At 67.5% G+C, this 23,539-nt stretch carries 20 protein-coding genes; 15 read left to right on the forward strand and 5 right to left on the reverse strand.

All coding sequences use genetic code 11. The features are described from left to right. Nucleotides 1-9 precede the first annotated feature (9 nt). Genes ACO06P_RS13890 through ACO06P_RS13900 form a run of 3 tightly spaced genes read left to right on the forward strand, consistent with a single transcriptional unit; the run spans nucleotide 10 to nucleotide 4,487 of the window. Nucleotides 10-1,263 (forward strand): aminotransferase class I/II-fold pyridoxal phosphate-dependent enzyme, encoded by a 1,254-nt coding sequence (locus tag ACO06P_RS13890; RefSeq protein WP_420345830.1) that lies wholly within the window; start codon nucleotides 10-12, stop codon nucleotides 1,261-1,263. Nucleotides 1,264-1,266: 3 nt separating this feature from the next. After that, nucleotides 1,267-3,771, forward strand: a complete 2,505-nt coding sequence (locus ACO06P_RS13895) for a DNA translocase FtsK (protein WP_420345831.1) — start codon at nucleotides 1,267-1,269, stop codon at nucleotides 3,769-3,771. Continuing rightward, a complete protein-coding gene (locus ACO06P_RS13900) occupies nucleotides 3,768-4,487 on the forward strand; it encodes a LolA family protein (protein ID WP_420345832.1) in 720 nt (239 codons plus the stop codon). Before ACO06P_RS13895 ends, ACO06P_RS13900 begins: the two co-directional genes overlap by 4 nt. A gap of 81 nt (nucleotides 4,488-4,568) precedes the next feature. Here ACO06P_RS13900 and ACO06P_RS13905 read toward each other — a convergent pair whose 3' ends face one another. Together ACO06P_RS13905 and ACO06P_RS13910 are read right to left on the reverse strand one after the other, a co-directional pair. Beyond that, the gene (locus ACO06P_RS13905; RefSeq protein ID WP_420345833.1) at nucleotides 4,569-5,018 is read right to left on the reverse strand and encodes a CARDB domain-containing protein; all 450 of its coding nucleotides are present in this window, start codon (nucleotides 5,016-5,018) and stop codon (nucleotides 4,569-4,571) included. Between the two features lie 196 nt (nucleotides 5,019-5,214). Then, nucleotides 5,215-6,045, reverse strand: a complete 831-nt coding sequence (locus ACO06P_RS13910; RefSeq protein ID WP_420345834.1) for a sterol desaturase family protein — start codon at nucleotides 6,043-6,045, stop codon at nucleotides 5,215-5,217. A 160-nt stretch (nucleotides 6,046-6,205) separates the two neighbouring features. Between ACO06P_RS13910 and ACO06P_RS13915 the strand changes: the two genes are divergently transcribed. After that, nucleotides 6,206-7,015 (forward strand): gamma-glutamyl-gamma-aminobutyrate hydrolase family protein, encoded by an 810-nt coding sequence (locus ACO06P_RS13915; RefSeq protein WP_420345835.1) that lies wholly within the window; start codon nucleotides 6,206-6,208, stop codon nucleotides 7,013-7,015. Nucleotides 7,016-7,507: 492 nt separating this feature from the next. After that, nucleotides 7,508-8,299: an exodeoxyribonuclease III gene (gene xth, locus ACO06P_RS13920; protein ID WP_420345836.1), complete on the forward strand. Its 792-nt coding sequence runs from the start codon at nucleotides 7,508-7,510 to the stop codon at nucleotides 8,297-8,299. A 54-nt stretch (nucleotides 8,300-8,353) separates the two neighbouring features. Here xth and ACO06P_RS13925 read toward each other — a convergent pair whose 3' ends face one another. From ACO06P_RS13925 to ACO06P_RS13935, 3 genes are all read right to left on the reverse strand, one after another. Then, nucleotides 8,354-8,842 (reverse strand): class I SAM-dependent methyltransferase, encoded by a 489-nt coding sequence (locus ACO06P_RS13925; protein ID WP_420345837.1) that lies wholly within the window; start codon nucleotides 8,840-8,842, stop codon nucleotides 8,354-8,356. A gap of 112 nt (nucleotides 8,843-8,954) precedes the next feature. Further along, nucleotides 8,955-9,404, reverse strand: coding sequence for a cyclic nucleotide-binding domain-containing protein (locus ACO06P_RS13930; protein WP_420345838.1), 450 nt, complete (start codon nucleotides 9,402-9,404; stop codon nucleotides 8,955-8,957). Between the two features lie 70 nt (nucleotides 9,405-9,474). Then, the gene (locus tag ACO06P_RS13935) at nucleotides 9,475-12,183 is read right to left on the reverse strand and encodes an ATP-binding cassette domain-containing protein (protein ID WP_420345839.1); all 2,709 of its coding nucleotides are present in this window, start codon (nucleotides 12,181-12,183) and stop codon (nucleotides 9,475-9,477) included. A 263-nt stretch (nucleotides 12,184-12,446) separates the two neighbouring features. Here ACO06P_RS13935 and ACO06P_RS13940 point away from each other — a divergent pair, with 263 nt between their 5' ends. The 10 genes from ACO06P_RS13940 to ACO06P_RS13985 all read left to right on the forward strand — a co-directional run bounded on the left by ACO06P_RS13940 (nucleotide 12,447) and on the right by ACO06P_RS13985 (nucleotide 23,528). After that, nucleotides 12,447-13,673, forward strand: a complete 1,227-nt coding sequence (locus ACO06P_RS13940) for a glycosyltransferase family protein (protein ID WP_420345840.1) — start codon at nucleotides 12,447-12,449, stop codon at nucleotides 13,671-13,673. Beyond that, entirely contained in the window at nucleotides 13,670-15,004 is a 1,335-nt protein-coding gene (locus ACO06P_RS13945) for a glycosyltransferase family 4 protein (RefSeq protein WP_420345841.1), read from the forward strand. Before ACO06P_RS13940 ends, ACO06P_RS13945 begins: the two co-directional genes overlap by 4 nt. Nucleotides 15,005-15,089: 85 nt before the next feature. Continuing rightward, on the forward strand, nucleotides 15,090-16,154 hold the full coding sequence (locus ACO06P_RS13950) for a glycosyltransferase family 4 protein (RefSeq protein WP_420345842.1): 1,065 nt from the start codon (nucleotides 15,090-15,092) through the stop codon (nucleotides 16,152-16,154). Beyond that, entirely contained in the window at nucleotides 16,151-16,768 is a 618-nt protein-coding gene (locus tag ACO06P_RS13955; protein WP_420345843.1) for a histidine phosphatase family protein, read from the forward strand. Before ACO06P_RS13950 ends, ACO06P_RS13955 begins: the two co-directional genes overlap by 4 nt. A 22-nt stretch (nucleotides 16,769-16,790) precedes the next feature. After that, nucleotides 16,791-18,044, forward strand: a complete 1,254-nt coding sequence (locus tag ACO06P_RS13960; protein WP_420345844.1) for a glycosyltransferase family protein — start codon at nucleotides 16,791-16,793, stop codon at nucleotides 18,042-18,044. Next, a complete protein-coding gene (locus ACO06P_RS13965) occupies nucleotides 18,041-18,856 on the forward strand; it encodes a polysaccharide deacetylase family protein (protein WP_420345845.1) in 816 nt (271 codons plus the stop codon). The genes ACO06P_RS13960 and ACO06P_RS13965 overlap by 4 nt, the downstream gene beginning before the upstream one ends. Then, nucleotides 18,853-19,377, forward strand: coding sequence for a hypothetical protein (locus tag ACO06P_RS13970; RefSeq protein ID WP_420345846.1), 525 nt, complete (start codon nucleotides 18,853-18,855; stop codon nucleotides 19,375-19,377). The genes ACO06P_RS13965 and ACO06P_RS13970 overlap by 4 nt, the downstream gene beginning before the upstream one ends. A 34-nt stretch (nucleotides 19,378-19,411) precedes the next feature. Further along, nucleotides 19,412-21,364 (forward strand): dipeptide ABC transporter ATP-binding protein, encoded by a 1,953-nt coding sequence (locus ACO06P_RS13975; RefSeq protein ID WP_420345847.1) that lies wholly within the window; start codon nucleotides 19,412-19,414, stop codon nucleotides 21,362-21,364. Further along, nucleotides 21,358-22,356 carry an ABC transporter permease gene (locus ACO06P_RS13980; protein ID WP_420345848.1) on the forward strand — a complete coding sequence of 333 codons (999 nt, stop codon included), beginning with the start codon at nucleotides 21,358-21,360 and terminating at the stop codon, nucleotides 22,354-22,356. The genes ACO06P_RS13975 and ACO06P_RS13980 overlap by 7 nt, the downstream gene beginning before the upstream one ends. Further along, nucleotides 22,353-23,528, forward strand: a complete 1,176-nt coding sequence (locus tag ACO06P_RS13985; protein WP_420345849.1) for an ABC transporter permease — start codon at nucleotides 22,353-22,355, stop codon at nucleotides 23,526-23,528. The genes ACO06P_RS13980 and ACO06P_RS13985 overlap by 4 nt, the downstream gene beginning before the upstream one ends. Nucleotides 23,529-23,539: the final 11 nt, after the last annotated feature.

The raw sequence follows: 23,539 nt of genomic DNA on the forward strand, positions 1-23,539 counted from the left end.
GAAAGCACCTTGGCCGACCGCCGTTCGCTGCAAGCCTTTCACCCCTTCGCCAAGCTGAACAGCCTGCTGGACGGCATTGCCCCCGGCTGTGCACCCGGCAGCGAGCCCATTCTGCTGTCGATCGGCGAACCCAAGAACCAGCCGCCGGCCTTCGTCGCCGAGGAAATCACCGCCGCGGCGGACACATGGTCGCGCTATCCGCCGCCGCACGGCACGGAGGCCTACCGCAGCGCCTGCGTCGACTGGCTGAACCGGCGCTTTGCCTTGCCGGAGGGGCTGATCGCCGAGGAGCGCTCGATCCAGCCGCTGCCCGGCAGCCGCGAAGGCCTGTTCTTCGCCCTGCTGGCCGCCGCGCAGGGCTACGAGGGTGACGCGCCGCCTGTGGTGCTGATTCCCAATCCCTTCTATCACGTCTATGCCGGAGCGGCGGTGGCGGCGGGGGCCGAGCCGGTCTTCGTGCCGGCCACGGCGGCAAACGGCTTCCTGCCGGATTTCGCGGCGCTGGACACAGCGACCCTGGACCGCGCCATCTTCTGCTTCCTCTGCTCGCCCTCCAACCCGCAAGGCGCCGCCGCCGACGTCGAGGCTCTCGGGCGGCTGATCGACCTGGCGCGGCGTCACGACTTCGTCGTCGCCTTCGACGAGTGCTATGCCGAGATCTACGACCGCGATGCGCCGGCCGGGGCGCTGCAGGCGGCGGCGCTGACCGGTCGCGGCGAAGTGGCCCTCGACCGGGTGCTGGTGTTTCACTCGCTCTCCAAACGCTCCTCCGCCCCCGGCCTGCGCTGCGGTTTCGCCGCCGGGTCGGCCGATCTGATCGACGGCCTGGATATGGCCTTGCGGGTCGGCGGCGCCGGCGTGCCGCTGCCGATCCTCGCCGCCGGAACGCGTCTGTGGCGCGAGGAGAGCCATGTCGAGGCCAACCGCGCCTACTACCGGGAGAACTTCGCCATCGCCGAGCGCCTGCTGGGCAACCGCTTCGGCTTCCGCAAGCCCGACGGCGGCTTCTTCCTCTGGCTCGACGTCGGCGACGGCGAGGCGGCGGCGGTGAAGCTGTGGCGCGAGGCCGGGGTGCGGGTCGTCCCCGGCGCCTATGTGAGCGAAACCGACGGTTCGGGCGATAATCCCGGAAAGCCCTACATCCGCGTCGCCCTGGTCTATGACGCCAGGACCACGGCGGAGGGCCTGAAGCGCATCGTCGACGTTCTGGCGCCGGGCGGCACGCAGGCGCCGCAGGCTGCCACCGTCGCAGCAGGGAGATAGGTCATGGCCATGCGGCTCAGCAACGCCGGCACCCGCGAAGTCCGCCCGCCGCTGCTGCCCAGCGGCACCTCAGAGTTCTTCAAGAAGCGCGCGATCGAGTTCGCCGGCCTGCTGCTGGCGGTCTTCGCCTTCGCCGTCTTCCTGGCCTGCCTGACCTACCACCCGCAGGACCCGTCCTGGAACGACGCGGTCGGCCCCAGCACTGCCACACCCGGCCCCTTGGCGCCGGACAGCGTTTCGCCGGACGGGACATTGACGGTTCCCCTGGACAATGCGGCGGAGAGCGCGGCCGGCGGCGCGACGGTGCGCAACCCGCTCGGGCTGTTCGGCTCCCACACCGCCGACCTTGTCATGCAGACCCTGGGCCTTGCCGGCCTGCTGGCGCCGCTGGTTCTTTTCGCCTGGGGCTGGCGCCTGATTCGCGAGCGCCACCTGCCGGGCCGCTGGTGGTGGCGCCTGGCGGCCTATCCGGCGGGTCTTATCCTCCTGGCCATGGCGCTGGAGGCGCTGCCGCGCCCGGCCTCCTGGCCGCTGGACAACAAGCTGGGGGGCTTCGTCGGCGACCTGACGCTGACCGAGCTCGGCCTTTTCCTCGGAACGCCGTTCTGGATGCTGGCACTGGCCGCCTTCATCCTCGGCCTCAGCGCCCTGGCCTTCGCTCTCGGCCTGACGCGCGAGGAGTGGCGGGTGCTCGGCGGCGGCGTCGCCTGGGTCTTCGGCGGCGCCAGCCGCGGCCTGCGGCGCGCCGTGCAGCGCCAGCCGCGCGAGGAACCCGGCGAAGCCCGCGCCCTGATGCGCAAGGCCGAACGCCGGCGCAGGGAGCCGCACCTGGACGAGGACGACTTCGATCCGGATGAGGTGGAAACCGCCGAAGCCGCCTACGAGGAGCCGGCGCTGGACGAGGAGGAGGCGGAACTGGTGGCGCCCAAGCCGCGCCGCGCCCGCCCCGGCAAACGCGCCAGGGCCGCCGTCCAGGGGCGCCTCGACCTCGGCGCCACCGGCGCCTACGAGACGCCGCCGCTGAACCTGCTGGACCTGCCGCGCGACGCCGGCAAGAGCCAGGCCCTCAACCGCGACTCCCTGGAGAAGAACGCCCGCATCCTGGAAAGCGTGCTGGAGGATTTCGGCGTGCGTGGCGAGATCGTGAAGGTGCGCCCCGGCCCGGTGGTCACCCGCTACGATCTCGAGCCGGCGCCCGGCACCAAGACCAGCCGGGTGGTCGGCCTGGCCGACGACATCGCGCGCTCAATGAGCGCGGTTTCGGTGCGCGTCGCCGTGGTGCCCGGCGATTCCGTGATCGGCATCGAGTTGCCGAATGCCAAGCGCGATACGGTCTATCTGCGCGAGCTGCTGGCCGCCGAGGACTATGAGAAAAGCAGCGGCAAGCTGCCGCTGGTGCTGGGCAAGGACATCGGCGGTACGCCGACCATGGTCGACCTGGCGCGCATGCCACACCTGCTGGTCGCCGGCACCACCGGCTCCGGCAAGTCGGTGGCGATCAACGCCATGATCCTCTCGCTGCTCTACCGCATGGGGCCGGAGCGCTGCAAACTGATCATGGTCGACCCCAAGATGCTGGAGCTGTCGGTCTACGACGGCATTCCTCACTTGCTGGCGCCTGTGGTCACCGAGCCCAAGAAGGCGGTGGTCGCGATGAAGTGGGCGGTGCGCGAAATGGAGGAGCGCTACCGCGCCATGTCGCGCATGGGCGTGCGCAACGTCGAGGGCTACAACGCCCGCGTCCAAGAGGCCCAGCGCAAGGGCGAAGTGCTGACCCGCAAGGTGCAGACCGGCTTCGATCCGGAGACCGGCCAGCCGATCTTCGAAGAACAGCCCTTCGATCTCGACCCGCTGCCGCTGATCGTGGTCATCGTCGACGAGCTGGCGGACCTGATGCTGGTGGCGGGCAAGGACGTGGAAGCGGCGATCCAGCGGCTGGCCCAGATGGCGCGCGCCGCCGGCATCCACCTGATCGTCGCAACCCAGCGCCCCTCGGTGGACGTCATCACCGGCACCATCAAGGCCAACTTCCCGACGCGCATCTCTTTCCATGTGACGTCGAAGATCGACAGCCGCACCATCCTGGGCGAGCAGGGCGCCGAACAGCTGCTGGGCCAGGGCGACATGCTCTACATGGCCCAGGGCGGGCGCATCGCCCGCGTGCACGGACCCCTGGTCACCGACCAGGAAGTGGAAGACGTGGTCGCCTTCTTGAAACGCCAGGGGGAGCCTTCCTACATCGAAGCCATCACCGAGGATGTCGAGGGCGACATCGACGGCGGCGCCACGGGCATGGGCGAGAGCAGCGGCGACGACCTCTACGACCGCGCCGTGGCCCTGGTGCTGCAGCATCGCAAGGCCTCGACCTCCTTCGTGCAGCGGCACCTGCAGATCGGATACAACCGGGCGGCGCGCATCATCGAACGGATGGAGAGCGAAGGATTGATTTCCGCGGCCAACCACGTCGGCAAGCGCGAAGTGATCCCGCCGGGCGGAGGCGACGCATGACGCGCAGGCTCCTGCCACGCCGAAAACTGCTGACCGCCGGTCTCGGTGGCCTCGGCGTCGCCGCGGCCAGCCTGATTGGCGGCGTGCCGGCGGTCCGCGCCCAGGGCGCGATGCCCCAGGGTGCGCTGCAGGGCGGCGCGCTGGAGCCGCTGGAGGCCTTGTCGCCGGACCAGGTGGCGGCGCTGTCGCGCATCGAGCGCTATCTGAACGACATCAAGACGATGCAGGCGCGCTTCGTGCAGGTTTCCGACAACGGCGGCTATGCGCAGGGCGAACTCTTCGTCGACCGGCCGGGCCACATGCGCTTCGACTACGACCCGCCGACCCCGGTGCTGCTGATCGCCAACGGCCTGACCCTGCTGTACTACGACAAGGAACTGAAGGAAGCGACCTTCCTGCCGCTGTGGGAGACGCCGCTATGGTTCCTGATCCGCGACGAGGTGCGCTTCGACGACAACGTCGAGATCATCGCTATCGAAGAGGCGCTGGGCACCTTGCGGGTTTCCCTGCGCGACCCCGACACGCCGGACGGCGGCGTGATCACTCTGGTCTTTTCCGACCGTCCGCTCACCCTGCGCAAGTGGGAGCTGACCGATCCCCAGGGGATCGAAACCCAGGTCTCGCTGGTCAACCCGGTGTACGGCGGGGCGATCGACGGCGACCTCTTCAAATACCACGATCTGGAAGTCCACAACCGGCGCCGACGCGAACGCTGAACGCAGTGGAGCAGCGCCGGCGGCGCTGCTCCATCTCGCTCGAGCGGCGGCGCCCCGTGGTGGGGAGCGCCGCGCCCATCGTCACCAGTTAAAGAAGAGACGGTTGTTGTTCTCCTTGGACTCGGCGTACTTCTTCGTTTGGTCGGCGATCACACGGATGCGGGTGCCCTTGGCTACGTCCTCGCAATAGCGGATCGTGTGCGACGAGATGGCGCCGGGGGCCAGGGCCGGAACCATGAAATAGGTGCCGCAGCCGACGTTGTTGTCATGCGTGGCAAGGCCTTGAGACTTGCCGACCGCTGCGGTGCCGACATTCTTGACCTGCAGGAAGATGCGCCCCTGGCCGTTCGAGTAGTCGGGGCCCCGGACGGCCTTTATGACCACCAGGTCCGGCAGGCTCGCGGGGGCTTTCAACTGCAGCTCAGGCTTCGGCGGCTTCGGTGTGCTCGGCTGAAGACGGGACTCCGCAATGGCGGTATCCATGGAGGCGAGAGCAAGGGCGCCCAGGAGCGCCGAGGCAAAAATACGCATATCGAATAGTCCTTCGTTTGGTTATTGGGCGGTGATTCTCGGTAATGGCCCTGGGTCGAGACGCCCGCGAAAACGGTTCAAAGAAAATTCGTCTGATGCGCGTGGAGTACCGGAAAGGCTTGGCCGGAGAGGGTGTCAGGCTTGGAAGGGCAGCGGCGATTGCCGCTCAATCCGCTGCCCAAGCGGGCCTCGGCCGCTAACCCTCGGACGGGTCCCGGCGGCTCGGCGGCATCGGCGGCGCCGGGCTGTGCAGGGGATGAACCAGCAGCGACAGGATGGGCTCTTCAGCCCGCCCCTCGACGCCGATGGGCATCTCCGGGTCGCGTTGCTTGGCGCTGCGGGTTCCGAACAGCCGGTCCCAGAAACTGAAGAGCGTGCCGTAGTTCGAGTCGGTGTCGCGGCGCCTGGCGTGGTGGTGCACCCAGTGGATCGAGGGCGTGATGATGAGGCGCGAGAGCAGCGCTTCGAAAGCCGCCGGTAGGCGCAGGTTTGAATGATGGAAGATAGCGCAGAGCAGCACCAGCGCCTCGAAGACCAGCACCGAGGTGAAGGGAAAGCCGAGCAGCAGGATCACGCCGGCCCGGGCCAGGGCCGACAACAGCACCTCGCCGAAGTGGAATCGCAACGCAGAGGTGGTGTCGAGGAAGCGGTCGAGGTGATGCACCTCGTGGAAACGCCAGAGAAAGGGGATCTCGTGGTTGGCCCGGTGCCACCAGTAGATCAGAACGTCGAGCAGCAGGATGTCGAGGGCGAGGCCCGGCAGGCCCTGCCACCAGTCCGGACGCCAGGCCCAGGCGTGGCCGGCGGCCCAGAAGGTGACCGGCAGCACGATCAGCGGCGAAAGGCCGAGATTGACCGCCCAGAGGCCGAGGTTGCGGCCCAGGCGCCGGAGGCCGCCGGGCCGGTCGGCGAGGGCCGACGGCGGACGGGCAGCGGGCAGCAGGCGTTCCGCTGCGAAAAACAGCAGGATCCACAGGCCGACGGCAGCCGTCTTCCAGCCCAGCAGGGCCTCCAGTTCGGCAATCATGACGCTGATATGGCAGGACGGTGGAGAACCGGCAAGTCACGGCCCTGCGAGGCCCGCCCGGCCCATATCGGGGCCGCCGCGGAGATCTCAGGGAGCGGTCCCGGCAGCGAGCCCGGCAGCGGTCCTTGTCAGGGGCGCAGTCAGGGCGTACCTATGATCCATGGACAGCGGGACAACCAAACCTTTCGCGCCCCTGGTGGCGGTGCCGGCCTGCGTGCGGGCCGTGGACGGTCAGCCGTTCCATACGGTCGGCGACAAGTATGTGCGGGCCTTGGCGCTCTGTGCCGGGGCGACGCCCCTCATGCTGCCGTCGCTGGGCGACGACCTGCCGGATCTGGCAGGCCTGGTGGCGCGCCTGGACGGGGTGATGCTGACCGGCAGCCCCTCCAACGTGCATCCCGACCACTACGGCAAGATCGCCACGCCGGAGGCTGAGCCCTACGACCTGGAACGCGATGCCACCAGCCTGGCCTTCATCCGCATGGCCCTGGCCGAGGGTCTGCCGCTGCTGGCCATCTGCCGCGGCTTTCAGGAACTGAACGTTGCCCTCGGCGGCAGCCTGCACGCCCGCGTGCACGAGCTCGAGGGCCGCATGGACCACCGCCGGCCAAAGCATCCGGAACTGGATGTGCAATACGGCCCCAAGCACCCGGTGCGCCTGCGCGCGGGCGGGCCCTTTGCCGCGCTGGCGGGCGCCGAGAGCCTGATGGTCAACTCCCTGCACTGGCAGGCGCTGGACCGGGTTGCGGACGATCTGGTGGAAGAGGCCTGGGCCGAGGACGGCACTGTGGAGGCTGTATCCGTGTCCGGCGCAAGGGCCTTCGCCCTGGGGGTGCAGTGGCATCCGGAGTACAAGGCCTGGGAAAATCCTTTCTCCCAGAGCCTGTTCGAGGCCTTCGGCACCGCCGCTGCAGGGCGCGCCGCAGCCCGAAACGGCGCTCAAGACCACAGGCTCTCTGCGGTCTCTTGACCGATTTTTTGACATCAAGCCACTGATATAAAAAGAATTTCCTACCTCACGGGAGGCCTGCGCAAAATCGTACTGCGCACGCAGATGTGAGATTGTAATGGCGTCGATCGGACCTAAATTAAGTATTAACAGCCGGTGCCGCAAAGGCGTCCCGGCAAAGAGCGGAAGGATGCATTCCCCTGCCTTCCTTCCGTTTCTCCGCGGAGAGAATGGAACGCCCGGATCCCCCCCGACCGGGCGTTCCTGTTTTCTGGGCCTGTTTTTTGGGCCCGTTTTCGGGCCTCGGGGTTCGCCGGGCCGGACCGCAATGCCCCTGGTGCGCACTCTCTGCGAATGGTGCGGCGGTGCCGATCGTTGCGCAGGCGGTTCCATCGCTCGCCGCCTTGCATTAGCCTGCAGCCCGCAGCCTGCCCCTTTGTTTCGGAAGCGGAACAACCAGACCATTTCGTTACGATCCCGGAACAACCTGCCCACTAGCCCTTTGGAGCGCCCATGGCCTTGCGCATCGCCACCTGGAACGTGAACTCTCTGCGTCAGCGCCTGGACCACCTGGCGCGCTTCGCCGAGGCCCACAACCCCGATGTCATCTGCCTGCAGGAAATCAAGATGCCGACGGAGATCTTCCCGACGGAAGCCCTGGCGGCGATGGGCTATCCGCATTGCCTGGTGCACGGGCAGAAGGGATACAACGGGGTGGCCATCGTCTCCCGCCGCCGCTTCACCAAGCCCAGCAAACAGGTCTGGTGCAGACGGGACGACTGCCGGCACGTAGCGGTGACGGTCGGCGGCGTCGAACTCCACAACTTCTATGTCCCGGCGGGCGGTGACGTTCCGGACCCGGAACAGAATGACAAGTTCGCCCACAAGCTCCAGTTTCTGAGCGAGATGGCGCGCTGGGCGAAGAGGGAGAAGCTGGGCGAGCGCAAAGCGGTGCTGGTGGGGGATCTGAACGTCGCACCGTTGGAAAACGATGTGTGGAATCACAAGCGCTTGCGGCGCAGCGTCGGCCACACGCCGGTCGAGAGCGAGCACATGATGAAGCTGTGGAAGGCGGGCGGGCTGATCGACGTACCGCGACACTTCATTCCGGAACCGGAACTACTCTTCACCTGGTGGGGCTACCGGTTTCCGCAGGCCTTCGCCAAGAACTACGGCTGGCGGCTGGACCACATCCTGACCACCGAACCCTTACGCAAGCGCCTGAAGACACTGACAATCGCCCGCGAGACCCGGACCTGGGAGAAGCCCTCCGACCATGTCCCGGTCGTTTTGGATCTGAAATGATCCCGCAGCCGCGCCGCGGGCGCCGTGCCGGACGGTACGGCCCGGGGCGCGCGTCTACTCCTTGCGGAACAGGTAGTAGCGGCCCGGCCGCACGCCTTCCGGCAGGGCCATGATCTCGGCCTGCGGCCAGACCACGTCCTGATCCGAGGCGACGACGCCGCCGCCGGCGAGCAGGAGCGGCAGTTGCCGCGCCACGAAGGCGGACAGCCGGGCATCCTGATCCGGCCGGCCGCTGCCGAGATCGGCATGGATCAGAGCGACCTGGTTGGGAAAACGCGCCACCGCCGCTTCGAGGGTATCCTCCAGCGGGCCCTCGAAGAGATGGTCCGCATCGGGAATGCAGTCCGGATGCGCGGCCACCTTGCGTTCGAAAACGAACACCTCCCGGTCCGGGCAGCGGGTCCGCAGGTGGTCGTAGGTGCGCCCGTTACCGAGCCCGAGTTCGAAAACGGGGCCCGGCAGCGACGTCACCAGGTCGACGGCGGCGTCGATGCAGGCCCGCTGCGCCTGCAGCCGGCGTATGAAGCTGTCCAGGCGGCTCACGAGTGGGCAAGCCCACGACACAGTCTCGCGGATGGCACCGGCGCGGCAGGGGCGCCGGCCAGGCCGGGGCGCGGCGCCGGCAGGGCGCTCGCTCGGCTGCTTGTCCTCACCCTCATCCGGCCGCCCGGGCGACACGCAGTTGCGTGGTTGTCTGCTCCAGGCGGTGGGCCAGGACGCGCATTACCTCTACACCCATTTCCGGGAAATCCATGATCATGCGGAAAAAAAGATCCTTCGTGATCTTCAATGTGGTGAGTTGGGATGCCGCTTCAACAGAGGCCGTGCGCGGAATGTCGCAAAGAATGGCGATCTCGCCGATGATCTCGTTCTCCGCCAACTGGGCAACGCGCAAAGGGCCGTCATCGCCGTCGACCAGAATGTCCGCCTTGCCGTCCAGGACAATATAGGCCGCATCGCCCATTTCGCCTTGATTGAACAGCCGCTGGCCCGGTTTGAAGGTCAGGCGTTCACTGGCGAAGGCCATGAGTTTCAGCTTTGCCGGGTCGATCTCGGAAAAGATCGGTATCCGGCGCAGGATCTCAACTTCTTGATCAATACTCATCGCCCGCTTCCTTGTTCCTCTGTTATGTGGGCGCCCACAGGCCGTGGTGCGCCCATTATTGGCCCGCCGCCTATTCTGCGGCGACGAGCGTTTTGAAGGTCGTTCCCTTTTCCTGCAGGTCCTGATAGCTGCCCTGTTCGACCAGGCGGCCATTGCCCATGACCAGAATCATCTCGAAGCGACTGGCCAGCTCCGGGCGCTGCAGCGTCCAGATAACGCCGCGCCCCTTGCGGCGTTCGAGGATGCTGTCGATCAGACGCACCTGGCTGGACCGGTCCAGCACCGAGGCGGCTTCGTTGACGATCAGGATGTCCGGGTTCTTGAGCAGCGCCCGGCCGATCGCCAGCTTCTGGCGCTGACCCGCCGACAGGCGGCCGCCGCCGATGCCGACGTTGTAGTCCAGGCCGGCCTCGATCACGGTCTGGCGCAGGCCGAGATCGTCGAGCACCTCCAGAAGGGTCCGGCCGATGGTTTCCTCCGCCTGCGCCTGGCCGTAGGCCAGCCGTCCGAAGAGGATGTTGTCCTGCAGCGAGGCGGCGGCGTTGTAGGCATCGGCGCGGTAGAACTCGACGGCATCCGGACAGTCGCGCTCCAGGCGTTCGGCAAGGCGCCGGCGGGCATCGATCAGCCGCTTGGCCATGGCTTCGTCCACCAGGCCCAGGCGGTGGCGGGCCTCGACGTACTTGAACGGCAGACCCAGAAGCAGCTGGCGGGCCGCCTTGTCCAGCGCCTCCACACCCAGGTTGTCGACACGGGTGACGATGGTGCGGAACTCTGGCAGGTCGTCGTCGCTGATGAAGCTGAACTGCTCGAAGAAGGGATGGCCCGGCGGCAGATCGGCGAAGATCTCCACCATGGTCTTGGCAATCGTCACGCCCATGGAAACGAAGCTGTCGGTAAGCTCCGCTTCGCGGAGGATCGTCCTGACCGTTTCGTTGCTGGCCAGTTCCTCCGATACAAAGTCGTGGCGCCGGGGTGTGCCGAACAGCAGGTTCTCGGCGACGCTGGCGTTGAAGTTGTAGGCATCGGCCTCGAAGCGAATGACGAGGTCTTCGTTGCCGCTGGTCGCCAGCCGCTCGATGATGGCGGCGCGGGCCATCAGGATTCCGTCGGCCACATCGGGCTTGCTGACCGGATCGATGGTGCCGGTGAGGCCGAAGCGATAGGCGTCGTCGACGAGGTCCACAGTGGCAAGCACATCGAGCATGCGCTCGGTGATGTCCGCCTCCCCCTCGGCACCGGCGGCGTGATAGTCGATCCAGTCGTCATGGATATCGAGGTCCGGGTTGCCGGACCTGCGGCTCTCGGCCTTGTCGAAGGCGGAGGTGGAACGCTCCGGGTCGGCCGCGATCACCGGCCGGTGCTTGAGGCCGTAGAGCAGGTTGTTCCGCAGCGAGCCTGTGAAGTGATAGGCGTTCTGACCGACGTAGGAGATGCGCCGGCCGGTCACGGCTGCGGGCAGTGCATCGACGTCACGGCCGCCGATACGCAACGACCCGGAGCTCGGCTCCAGCAATCCGGCGAGCAGCAGGCTCAACTGCTCCATTCCGCTTCCGCTCTGACCCACGACGGCGATGTGCTGGGTCGACTCCGCGGTGAAGCTGACCGACCGCAGCAGCGGGATGTCGTTCTCGTCCAGGAGCGAGAGAGCGGAAGCGACCAGAGGACCCTCCAGCGGCGCACCCGGATCGTTCTCGACGGCCTGGCGCTCGGGATCGATCAGCGCCGGCGGCTGGAACTGCTCGATCACCTGCTCGTACTTGATCTGCACGTCCAGGCGTTGCTGGTCCCAGTTGATCAGTTCCTTGATCGGCGCCGGCAGGTCCTTGTAGGCGGCGATGACCGCCACCAGGGCGCCGATGTCGAGGTGGCCGGTGATCGCCAGCAGACCGCCGCCGAGGTAGAACATGAACGGCGTGATCTGGGCCAGCAGGTTGTTCAGGAACTTGACGAAGAACTTGCGCTGATAGATCTCGTAGCGAATCCTGAAAATGCGGCCCAGGCGCGAGGTCAGGTCGGCCCGCTCGTAGTTGGTGGTATCGTTGGCGTGGATCTCGATGGCGCCGTCGATCAGCTCGCCGATCCGCCCGGCCAGCATCCGCGCCGTCAGCTGGCGCTCCCGCCCCAGCACAAGAATGCGCCGCCGCAGCCGCGGAATCAGAAAGGCCTGGAACAGCACCACCGCGGCCGCGACGAGGCCGAGCCAGATCGACTGCACCATGATAAAGGCCAGCGCGGTCAGCGCCTGTCCGCCAAGAAAAATCGGCGTTGCGAAGGCATCGCCGATGAAACCGCCCAGCGGTTCCACCTCGTCCTTGATCATCGTCGCCATTTCGGACGGCTTGACCCGGCGGATTTGCGGCAGCGGAAAGCGCAGGATGCGGTCGCTCAGTTCGTAACGCAGGCGCCGGAGCAGCCGTTCGCCCAAACGCCCCTTGCGGGTGTTGATGACGAACTTGAAGAGGCCGTTGACGATGACAAGGCTGAGGAACACCAGGCTGAGGGCGGTCAGCATGTCGGCCTGAGCGAGGGACAGGCCGTCGAACAGCAGAACAGGCTCCCCGAAAAGGCTCTCGCCGAAGGGCATATGCAGCCGGAAAAACGGCTGGGTGGCGCCGGGGCCGTCGAAGCCCTGGCCCTGGATGCCCTGATTGACGATCTGCTTGGGCAGGTTCAGGGAGAAGTAGTAAAAGGGCAGGGATACGATCACCAGAAGCAGAATGAAGAGCTGCTCCGGTCGGCTGTGGTGCCAGACGTATCTGAAGATATTAGGTTCCATACCCGTCACGGACCCGGGCTAACCGTTTGATCCTTCGGCCAGCTTCCGCTTTGCTCCCACCGTTTTCCGTCTCGCAACTTAGCCCATGGTCCGCAGCGGGTAAACGGCTGCCCCCGGGTGCCGGGAAAGCCGGATCGCGGACTTGTGAGCTTCGAGCGGGCAGGATTGAGCGGGCTTCCGGGTCGGCGGGGCCTATGTCATAGTCCCGCCGGCGCCCGGTGCATTGTTCCGGCGCTTTTTATCGTGAGAAGAGAGGAGGCCGCGTGAAAGACAGCCGGAAGGGCAAGCGTGTCCTCATCTACAGTCACGACAGCTTCGGCCTCGGCCATCTGCGGCGCTGCCGCGAGATTGCCCATACCCTGGCGGAGGCCCACAAGGCGCTGTCGGTCCTGATCCTCTCAGGATCTCCCATCATCGGCTCCTTCGATTTCCGGGCCCGGGTCGATTTCGTGCGGGTGCCCGGCGTCATCAAGCTGCGCAACGGCGACTACACCTCGCTGGCGCTGCACATCGACATCGAGCAGACCATGGAGATGCGCGCCTCCATCATCGAACACACCGCCAAGGCCTTCGACCCGCACCTCTTCATCGTCGACAAGGAACCGCTCGGCCTGCGCGGCGAGGTGGAGGGCACCCTCGCCATGCTGCATCAGCGGGGCACGCCCTGCGTGCTGGGCCTGCGCGACGTCATGGACGAGCCCGGGCTGCTGGCACCGGAGTGGGAGCGCAAGCAGGTTGTCCCGGCGCTGGCGCGCTACTACGACGACATCTGGGTCTATGGCCTGCCGCAGGTCTGCGACCCGCTGGAAGGGATCGATCTGCCGGATTCCGTTCGTAAAAAGATGACCTACACCGGCTACCTGCGCCGCAGCATGCCGGAGGCGGGCGCCCAGGTGACCCTGGAGAAGATCGGCGAACCCTACATCCTGGTGACGGCCGGCGGCGGCGGCGATGGCGAAGCCATCATCGACTGGGTGCTGCGCGCCTATGAGGGCGATGCGGAGATGCCCTATCCGGCCCTGCTGGTTCTCGGGCCTTTCATGAACAGCGAGGTTCAGGCGGACCTGCAGGCGCGGGTGGCGAGACTGCCCAACGTCGAAGCCATCACCTTCGAGGCGCGGATCGAGAACCTGGTCGACCGGGCGGTCGGCATGGTCTGCATGGGCGGCTACAACACCTTCTGCGAGGTGTTGTCCTTCGACAAGCGGGCGCTGGTGGTGCCGCGCACCGAACCGCGCATGGAACAGCACATCCGTGCCTCGCGCGCGCAGGACCTGGGCCTGATCCGCATGCTGCGCGACGACGGCGTGCGCGATGCCAGGCTCATGGCGACGGCGCTGCGCAACCTGCCGCAGCAGAGCCGCCCCTCGGAGGTCGTAATACCCGGCCTGCTCGACGGCGCCAGAAACGTCGTGCGCCTTGCCGACCATTGGCTTGAGCAAGGCGGCAGCGGGTTGAGCCTGGCCGAAGCAACACAGGGGCAGGCGTGACGGAAGCCGCGTTCCGCAGCCCGGCAACGCCCCCCGCCGATGCTCCCTCTGCAGACACCCCCTCTGCAGACGCTCCCGTGCTGGGCGTGGTGCTGAAAGGCTATCCGCGCCTGTCGGAGACCTTCATCGCCCAGGAGCTTCTGGCCCTGCAGCAGCGCGGCTTCGGCTTGCGCCTGATTTCGCTGCGTCATCCGACGGACCGCAAGCGCCACCCTATTCACGACGAGATCACGGCGCCGGTCTGCTACCTGCCCGAATACCTCTATCAGGAACCGCTGCGGGTGTTCGCCGGCTGGCGGCGCGCCCGGCGCCTGCCCGGCTACGGCGCGGCGTGGCGCGCCTTCGTGAAGGACCTGTGGCGCGATCTGACGCCCAACCGGGTCCGCCGCTTCGGCCAGGCCTGCGTGCTGGCCGCGGAGTTGCCGACGGACGTCGAGAGACTCTACGCCCACTTCCTGCACACACCGGCCTCGGTGGCGCGCTACACCAGCCTGCTGCGCGGCCTGCCGTGGAGCGTATCGGCCCACGCCAAGGACATCTGGACCACCCCCGACTGGGAGAAGCGCGAGAAACTGGCCGAGGCGGACTGGCTGGTCACCTGCACCGCCTATGGCGCCCGGCACCTGCGCGACCTGGCGCCGGAGCCGGGACGCGTGTCGCTGGTCTACCACGGGCTCGACCTCACCCGTTTTGCGGCCCCCGCCCCGCCGAGGGCCGGAACGACCCCGCGCGACGGCGGCGCGCCGGACCGCCGGGTGCGCCTGCTTTCGGTCGGGCGCCTGGTCGAGAAAAAGGGCTACGACGACCTCCTTGCAGCGCTTGCGCAGCTGCCGAAGGACCTGCACTGGGACCTCATCCATGTCGGCGGCGGCCCCCTGGCGGCGCCCCTGCAGCAACAGGCCAGGGCGCTCGGCCTGGACTCGCGGATTGACTGGCGCGGCCCCCTTGCGCAGGAGGAGATCCTGGGCCTTTACCGCGATGCCGAGCTTTTCGTGCTCGCCAGCCGGATCGCCGGGAGCGGCGACCGCGACGGGCTGCCCAATGTCCTCATGGAGGCTCAGAGTCAGGGTTTGGCCTGCCTTTCCACCGCCGTGGCCGCCATTCCGGAGCTGATCGAGGACGGCGTCAGCGGCGCCCTGGTCCCGCCCGACGACCCGGCCAGCCTGGCCACGGCACTGGCCGGGCTCATCGCCGACCCTGAGGCGCGCAGGCGCCTGGGCGGGGCCGGCCAGGCCCGCGTCCGGGGCGAATTTGATATGAAGCGCGGAATCGATGCGCTAGACAGTTTGTTCAGGGCCGGCGGGGCGAAAAGCCTGGCCGGATCGTTATAGGATTTGTGTATTCGGCGCTATGCGTATTGCTTTTTATGCTCCACTGAAACCTCCGACACACGTGAATCCGTCCGGTGACCGGCTGATGGCGCGGCTGCTGATGCAGGCGCTCGAGCAGGCCGGACACGACGTCACCCTGGCCAGCCGCTTCCGCAGCCGCGAAGCCGCCGGAGACCCGGAGCGCCAGACCCGCCTGCAGAAAGTGGGGGGCGGTCTGGCGCAGCGCCTGATCCGGCGCTACAAGGCGCTGCCGGCCCGCCAGCGCCCGCAGCTCTGGTTCACCTATCACCTCTATTACAAAGCGCCCGACTGGATCGGGCCGGCGGTCGCCGCGGCGCTGAAGATTCCCTACGTGGTGGCCGAGGCCTCGGTCGCCCACAAGCGCGCCAGCGGCCCCTGGGCGGCCAGTCACCGTGCGGTCCTGCAGGCGCTGGAACAGGCCGCCGCGGTCGTCACCTTCAATCCGCTGGACGCCAAGCTGATCCCGGACCAGGACAAGGTGCGCCCGCTGAAGGCCTTTCTCGACACCGCCCCCTATGATGCCGTGCGCCCGCTGCGCGCCGAGTACCGCCAGGCCCTGGCCAAGGAACAGCACCTGAACCCGGAACTGCCCTGGCTGCTGGCCGCGGCCATGACCCGGCCGGGCGACAAGCTGGCGTCCTACCAGCTTCTGGCCCAGGCGCTGCGCGCCATTCCCGACATGCCCTGGCAGTTGGTGGTGGCCGGCGACGGCAGCGCCTATGAAGAGGTGCGTCAGGCCTTTGCCTGGGCCCAGCCGGAGCGGGTGCGCTTCCTCGGCCGGGTCCAGCCGGAGGTCATGCCGGCGCTCTATGCAGCCTGCGACCTGCTGGTCTGGCCGGCGGTGAACGAGGCTTTCGGCATGGCCCTGCTGGAGGCACAGGCCGCCGGCCTGCCGGTGGTCGCCGGGCGCAACCCGGGGGTGGAGACCCTGGTCGAGGAAGGGGTGACCGGCTATCTCTGCGACCCCGGGCTGGCGACCTTCGCCGCCAGCGTCCGCGAAATCCTGACCCAGACCGCCAGCCGCAGCGCCATGGGCGAAGCGGCCCCGAAGGTCGTCGCCGAGAACCACAGCCTGCTGGCGGCCGCCCGGCGGCTCAACACGATCCTGGAAGAAGCGAGCCGCCGGTGACGGCGCTGCTGCTGGTCCGCCACGGCCCGACCGCCTGGAACGAAGAGGGGCGCCTGCAGGGCCGCAGCGATCAACCGCTGTCGGCCGCGGGACGCACCGCCGTTGCGGGCTGGCGCCTGCCGGACGGGGCCGCGGCGGCGGCCTGGATCTGCAGCCCCCTGAAACGGGCCCGCGAAACCGCCGAAATCCTGCGCAGCCAGCTGGCGTCAGGCGGCCCGCTGGCGCAGCCCCTGACCCAGGACGCACGGCTGGTCGAGGCCGATTGGGGCGACTGGGAAGGGCACCGCCTGGAGGCGCTGCGCGCCGCCGGTGGAGCGGCGATGGCCGCCAACGAAGCGCGGGGGTTGGACTTTCGGCCCCCGAACGGCGAGAGTCCGAGAGCCGTTCAGAACAGGGTCCTGCCGTGGCTGCGCGAACAGGCGGGCGAAGCGCGCGATGTCGTTGCAGTGACGCACAAAGGTGTGATCAGAGCCGTCTATGCCCTAGCCAGCGGATGGGATATGCGTGACAGGCCGCCGGTGAAGCTGAAACCCGCCACCGCGCACCGCTTCGCCCTGGCGGCGGACGGGCGGCCATCGGTTTCGGCCCTGAACATCGCCCTCGACGGCGCGTGACCGCCCCAGCAAGGTGTAACCGATGAACCGGGAGGCAATCGAAGGCATGGCGGAGGAGCGCTGCGACGTGATGCTCTATGTCCAGCATCTCTTGGGGATCGGGCACATCCGGCGCGGCGCGGTTCTGGCGCGGGCATTCCAGAAAGCCGGGCTGAAGGTGGTTTTCGTCACCGGCGGCCTGCCGATCGGCGATCTGGGACTGCCCAGCGTGGAGGGCTTGCCCAGCGTGGAGGTGGTGCAGCTGCCCCCGGCCCGCGCCCAGGACGAAACCTTCGCCGTCATTGTCGACGAACAGGACCGGCCCATCGACGAGGCCTGGATGACGGCGCGGCGCGAACAGCTTCTGGATCTTTACCGCCGCCGCCGCCCGCGGGTGGTGATGATCGAGCTCTACCCCTTCGGCCGGCGCAAGATGCGCTTCGAACTGGAACCGCTGGTCGCCGAGGCGCGCCGCAGCGATCCGTCGGCGCTGATCGCCTGTTCGCTGCGCGATATCGTCAACCGCCCGGAGCGCCCGGAAAAGGCCACCTGGATGCTGGAGACCTTTCGCCGCGACTTCGATCTGCTCTATGTCCACGGCGATCCGGCCTTCTTTCGCATCGAAACCAGCTTTCCCGAGGCCGCAGCCCTGGCCGACCGCCTGCATTACACCGGCTACGTCACCGAGGCGGGCCGGGTGCTGCCGGCCCCGCAGAGCGACGATCCGGAGGCCGGCCATGGCGAGGTGGTGGTTTCCGTCGGCGGCGGCGCGGTCGGGCGCCATCTTGTCGAAGCGGCCCTGGCGGCGCGGCCGCTGTCGGCCCTGGCCGATGTCCCCTGGCGCATTCTGATCGGCCCGAACATGCCCGAGGCAGGGTACCGCGCGCTTGCCGCAAGCGCCCCGCAGGGCGTCGTCGTGGAGCGGGCGCGCAGCGACTTCGCCCTGCTGCTGACCCGCGCGCGCCTTTCCATCAGCCAGGCCGGCTACAACACCATCATGGAGGTGCTGGCCGCCGGCCTGCCCGGCGTGGTCGTGCCCTTTGCCGGCGGCACCGAAACCGAGCAGACCCTGCGCGCCGGACGCCTGGCCGAACAGGGCTACCTGACCGTGGTCGACGAGCAGGGATTGAGCGGCGCGACCCTGGCGGCGGGCATCGCCCGTGCCCTCGAGAAGCCGCCGGCCCAGGCGCGGGAGCCCTTTCGCATGGAAGGCGCCGAAGAGACCGCCCATCACCTGCGAAAGCTGCTTGCCGCGCCCGGCGCGGACCCGGCCAGGGCCCTGGAGCAGGACGCGTGAGCGATTGGGCGGCCGTGGAGCGGGAGCTGGACCGCTGGTCGGAGACCGCAAGGACGGCAACCCTGTGGTGGCGCGATGATGACGCCGCCGCCCGGACCCCCGCCCTCGACCGCCTGCTCGCCCTCGCCGAACGCGCGGCCCTGCCGCTGGCCCTTGCGGTGATCCCGCAGGCCGCCGAGGCCGGCCTCGCAGACCGCCTGGCGGACCGCTCCCCAGGCATCCGCGTGCTGCAGCACGGCTTCGCCCACCGCAACAACGCCCAGCCCGACGCCAAGAAATGCGAACTGGTGGCCACGGCGCAGCGCCCAGAGATCGCCGACGAGCTGCGCCAGGGCCTGGCCCTTCTGGCCGAGCTCTGCGGCGGGCGCATGGTGGCGGCGCTGGTCCCGCCCTGGAACCGCATCGACGCCGGTCTGGTGGCCGAACTGCCGGCCCTCGGCTTCGCCGGCCTTTCAACCTACAAGGCCCGCAGTTCTGCGGAGCCGGTGCCCGGGCTTCGGCAGATCAACTGTCACGTCGATATCATGCAGTGGCGCCCGCAACGCCGCTTCCTGGGAACAGCGGCAGCCCTGCGCCTTCTCGTCGACCACCTGGAAGCACGCCGCACGGGGACCGCCGATCCGGAGGAGGCCACCGGCATCCTGACCCACCACGCGGTCCACGACGAGGACGCCTGGCGGTTTCTGGAGGATCTGTTGACGCGCCTCGCCGGCCACCCGGCCTGCCGCTTTGTGACGGCCGAGGCGCTCTTTGCCGCCCAGAACGCCAGCGTGCCGGCGTCTTCGCCTCTATCCGCTTCGGGGGTGGCATGATCGTGCTCCGCTACCCGTCCCGCGCGCTGGTCGGGGATTATCTGCGCTCCGGTGCCGGCCTTGTGGTCGGCCTCGGCGTCCTGGCCGTGGTTCCGCCGAACATCCCGGTGGTGCTGATCTTCGGCGGGATCGCCGTGCTTTTTGGCGTGTTCGGCCTGCGGACCCTGCAGCGCCACAAGCTGGAGGTGGCTCTGACCGAAAACGAAATCGCCTGCCGCGGCCTCGCCACCAAGGTTCTGGCCTGGTCCGACCTGGACTTCATGCGCCTGCGATACTTCGGCCGGCGCGGTAAGCGCAGCGTCTTCGGCGCCGGGTTCATGGAGCTGAAGCTGAAAGGGGCGGGCACCGCCCTCACCTTCGAATCCAGCCTGGAGGGCTTTGAGAAGGTCGCGGAGATGGCCGCGCGTTCGTACAAGAACAATGGCCTCAGTCTCGATCCCGCGACGGCCAGCAACCTGATCGACCTGGGCATCGACAGCGATGCGGCGGTGGGGTGCGATTCCCCGCCAAACGTCCTATAACCCTGCGGTATTGCCTGGGGACCGGGGAGCCACTGTGCGGAACCTTTTGCAGATCAAGGACCTGCGGATCAGTTTCGATCTGCCGGAGGGGCGCCTTGAAGCGGTGCGCGGCGTAAGCTTCCGCGTGCCGGCCGGGCGCACCGTCGCCCTGGTCGGCGAGTCCGGCTCCGGCAAGTCGGTGGTCAGCCAGGCAATCATGGGCATCCTGCCGCGCAGCGCCAAGATCGACAGCGGACGGATCCTGTTCAACGACCCGGCCAGCTCCAGCGACATTATCGACATCGCCAGCCTGCACGCCGACAGCGAGGCGATGCGCGCCATCCGCGGCAGCCGCATCTCGATCATCTTCCAGGAACCCATGACCTCGCTGTCGCCGGTGCACACCGTCGGCAACCAGATCCTGGAAGCCCTGCACCTGCACCGGGAGGTCTCCGCCAGCGAAGGCCTGGCGCTGGCGACGGAGATGCTGCGCCTGGTGGGCTTTCCCGATCCGGCCAAGGCGATCAAGACCTATCCCTTCGAGCTCTCCGGCGGCCTGCGCCAGCGCGCCATGATCGCCATGGCGCTGGTCTGCCGCCCGGCGCTTCTGATCGCAGACGAGCCGACCACCGCCCTGGACGTGACGATCCAGGCGCAGATTCTGAAGCTGATCAAGGATCTGCAGTCGGAGCTCGGCATGGCGGTGCTGATGATCACCCACGACCTGGGCGTGGTCGCCAACGTCGCCGACGAGGTGGTGGTCATGTATCACGGCGAGATCATGGAAAGCGGCACCTTGGAAGACATCTTCCGCGCGCCTGCGCATCCCTATCTCTCGGCGCTGCTGCGCGCCGTGCCGCGCTTTCACATGGCGCCGGGGGAGCGGCTGGTGCCGATCCGCGAGATCAAGAAACAGGAGGACGGCGCCTTCCTGGGCGAGAAAATCGAACGCTCCCAAGACGCCGACGGCACGATCCTGAAGATCGAGGGGCTGACCAAGCGTTTCTCCATCCGCAAGTCCGGCCTCTTCGGCGGCGGCAGCAGCAGTCAGGTGCTGGCGGTCGACGACGTGACGCTGACGGTGCGCCGGGGCGAGTGTCTGGGCCTGGTGGGCGAGAGCGGTTGCGGCAAAACGACGCTTTCCAAGATGATCATGCGCGCGCTCACCCCCGACAGTGGCAGCATCACCTTCACCGGCGGCCGCCCGGGTGACCGGGAGACCAACGTCCTGACCCTTGAGAACAAGGCGCTGATGGATTTTCGCAAGCAGATCCAGTTCGTCTTTCAGGACCCCTTCTCCTCGTTGAACCCGCGCATGACCGTGGGCGAGATCATCGCCGAGCCCCTGGTGATCCACGGTATCGGCACCGCCGCCAGCCGGCGCCAGGCGGTCGAGGAACTGATGGGCGTCGTCGGCCTCAACCGCCAGCACATAAGACGCTATCCACACAGCTTTTCCGGCGGCCAGCGCCAGCGCATCGGTATCGCCCGCGCCCTGGCCCTGCGCCCGCAACTGCTGATCTGCGACGAACCGGTCTCCGCGCTGGACGTCTCCATCCAGGCCCAGGTGCTGAACCTGCTGAAGGACCTGAAGGAGGATCTGGGTCTGACCTATATCTTCATCAGCCACAACCTGGCCGTGGTCGATTACATCGCCGACCGCATCGCGGTGATGTGCCGGGGCGGTCTCGTGGAACTGGCGCCGCGCGAGAGCCTGTTCCGCAACCCGGTCCACCCTTACACGCAAGCCCTGCTCTCCGCAGTCCCCGAACCCGACCCCGGCCAGCGCCTCGACCTCACGGCGCTGATGGAGGGGCGCGCCTCCGACCCGACGGCCTGGCCCCAGCCCTTCACCATTGCACCTAATGGGGACGGCCAGCCGATGACCATGATCGACCTTGGCGACGGTCATTGGGTGCGCGCGCGCGTCGACAGCGACCCCGCGATGCTCAGCTGCCGGCCGCATCCGGTAGGCCAGCAGGAGTCGAAGGTTCAGGGCCCATGCTGAGCTACTTCGCCCGCCGCCTTCTGGTGATGATTCCGACCCTGCTGGTGATCAGTCTGGTGGTCTTCTTCATCATCCAGCTGCCGCCCGGCGACTATCTGGAAACCCTGATCGCCGAGGAGCAGGCCCGCGGCGAGACCGTCGATCAGGCGCGCATCGCCTTTCTGCGCGAGCAGTACGGCCTCGACAAGCCGATGATCGAGCAGTACTGGATCTGGCTGCTCGGCCTGCTGCAGGGCGACCTCGGCTATTCCTTCGAGTTCGAACTGCCGGTCGTGGACGTGATCGGCGACCGCTTCTGGTTCACCGTCGTCCTGGCGCTGGCCACCACGCTGTTCACCTATATCGTCTCCTTCCCCATCGGCATCTACTCCGCCGTACGCCAGTACTCGGTCGGCGACTATGCGGCGACCTTCGTCGGCTATTTCGGCCTCGCGATGCCGAACTTCCTCTTCGCCCTGGTGCTGCTCTACTACGCCAACGTCTGGTTCGGGTTATCCATCGGCGGACTGATGGACCCGCAGTACATCGACGCGCCCTGGACCGTCGACAAGCTGATTTCGGTCATCAACCACCTCTGGATTCCGATGCTCGTCATCGGCACCTCCGGCACCGCCGCGATGATCCGCCGCCTGCGCGCCAACATGCTCGACGAGCTGCAGCGCCAGTACGTCATCACCGCGCGGGCCAAGGGGCTCTCGCCGCTGAAGATCATCCTGAAGTATCCGCTGCGCCTGGCGCTCAATCCCTTCATCGCCGACATCGGCATGATCCTGCCGCAGGTCGTCTCCGGCGCCGCGCTGGTCTCGGTGGTGATGGATCTGCCGACCAACGGGCCCTTGCTGCTGCGCTCCCTGCAGAGCCAGGACATGTACCTGGCCGGCGCCTTCCTGATGTTCGAGGCGACGCTGGTGGTGGTCGGCGTCTTCATTTCCGACATCCTGCTCGCCATGCTCGATCCGCGCATCCGCCTGGGAGGGGCCTCGTCGAAATGACCGACCGCAACCTCAGGCCGGGCGAACCCCTGCCCCACTATGTCAACGAAGCGCCCTTCGATCCCTATCGCGCCGATACGCTGACGCCGCAGCAGGAGCGCTACTACCAGGCCTCCGAGTGGCGCATCATGTGGTGGAAGTTCCGCCGTCACCGCGTCGCCGTATGGTCCGGCGCCTTCCTGCTGGCGATCTATTTCGCCATCGTCATCTGCGAATTCCTGGCGCCCTACAACCTGCACAGCCGGGACACGCAGCACATCTACGCCCCGCCGCAGACGCTGCACCTGTTTCATGAGGGCGAGTTCATCGGGCCCTTCGTCTACGGCTTCGACTTCAAGCTGAACATGGAAACCCTGGCGCGCGAATACGTGCCCAATCCGGAGAAGATTCAGAGAGTCCGTTTCTTCTGCCGCGGCGATGCCTACGAGTTCTGGGGTGTGATCCCCGGCGACCTCCACCTCTTCTGTCCCGCCGAAGGAGGAACGCTGTTCCTCTTCGGCACCGACCGCCTGGGACGCGACATGCTGAGCCGCATTCTCTACGGCGCGCGCATCTCGTTGAGCCTCGGTTTCATCGCCGTCGCCATCTCCTTCGTACTGGGCGTGATCATCGGCGGCGCCGCCGGCTACTACGGCGGCTGGGTGGATGCCATCGTGCTGCGCCTGATCGAGCTGATCCGTTCCTTCCCGGAACTGCCGCTGTTCATGACACTCTCGGCCCTGCTGCCGGTGACCTGGAGTCCCATCGGGGTCTTCGTCGGTATCTCGGTGATCATCGGCTTCCTCGACTGGCCGGGGCTCGGCCGCGCGGTGCGCGCCAAGATCCTCTCCCTGCGCGAGGAGGACTTCACAACCGCGGCTCAGCTCATGGGCGCCTCGCCGCGACGGATCATCGGCCGCCACCTGCTGCCCAGCTTCACCAGCCATCTCATCGCTTCCGTCACCCTTTCGATCCCGACCGCCATCCTGGGCGAGACGGCGCTGTCCTTCCTCGGTATCGGCCTCCGGCCCCCGGTGACCTCCTGGGGCGTTCTGCTGAACGAGGCGCAGGACCTCAACATCGTCGAACTCTATCCCTGGCTGATGCTGCCGGTGGTGCCGTTGTTCCTCGTGGTGCTGGCCTTCAACTTCCTGGGCGACGGGCTGCGCGACGCAGCCGATCCCTACAGGTAGGGCGCTGCCGC

This window comes from Pelagibius sp. (genome assembly GCF_965227505.1).
GTDB lineage: Bacteria > Pseudomonadota > Alphaproteobacteria > Kiloniellales > Kiloniellaceae > Pelagibius.

Excerpts from the sequence above, each read along its gene's own strand:
- ACO06P_RS13970 (WP_420345846.1), top strand. The coding sequence starts at position 18,853 with ATGATCGTGCTCCGCTACCCGTCCCGCGCGCTGGTCGGGGATTATCTG.
- ACO06P_RS13895 (WP_420345831.1), top strand. The coding sequence starts at position 1,267 with ATGGCCATGCGGCTCAGCAACGCCGGCACCCGCGAAGTCCGCCCGCCG.
- ACO06P_RS13980 (WP_420345848.1), top strand. The coding sequence starts at position 21,358 with ATGCTGAGCTACTTCGCCCGCCGCCTTCTGGTGATGATTCCGACCCTG.
- ACO06P_RS13915 (WP_420345835.1), top strand. The coding sequence starts at position 6,206 with ATGGACAGCGGGACAACCAAACCTTTCGCGCCCCTGGTGGCGGTGCCG.
- ACO06P_RS13935 (WP_420345839.1), bottom strand. The coding sequence starts at position 12,183 with ATGGAACCTAATATCTTCAGATACGTCTGGCACCACAGCCGACCGGAG.
- ACO06P_RS13985 (WP_420345849.1), top strand. The coding sequence starts at position 22,353 with ATGACCGACCGCAACCTCAGGCCGGGCGAACCCCTGCCCCACTATGTC.
- ACO06P_RS13950 (WP_420345842.1), top strand. The coding sequence starts at position 15,090 with ATGGCGCGGCTGCTGATGCAGGCGCTCGAGCAGGCCGGACACGACGTC.
- ACO06P_RS13900 (WP_420345832.1), top strand. The coding sequence starts at position 3,768 with ATGACGCGCAGGCTCCTGCCACGCCGAAAACTGCTGACCGCCGGTCTC.
- xth (WP_420345836.1), top strand. The coding sequence starts at position 7,508 with ATGGCCTTGCGCATCGCCACCTGGAACGTGAACTCTCTGCGTCAGCGC.
- ACO06P_RS13960 (WP_420345844.1), top strand. The coding sequence starts at position 16,791 with ATGAACCGGGAGGCAATCGAAGGCATGGCGGAGGAGCGCTGCGACGTG.
- ACO06P_RS13910 (WP_420345834.1), bottom strand. The coding sequence starts at position 6,045 with ATGATTGCCGAACTGGAGGCCCTGCTGGGCTGGAAGACGGCTGCCGTC.
- ACO06P_RS13905 (WP_420345833.1), bottom strand. The coding sequence starts at position 5,018 with ATGCGTATTTTTGCCTCGGCGCTCCTGGGCGCCCTTGCTCTCGCCTCC.
- ACO06P_RS13930 (WP_420345838.1), bottom strand. The coding sequence starts at position 9,404 with ATGAGTATTGATCAAGAAGTTGAGATCCTGCGCCGGATACCGATCTTT.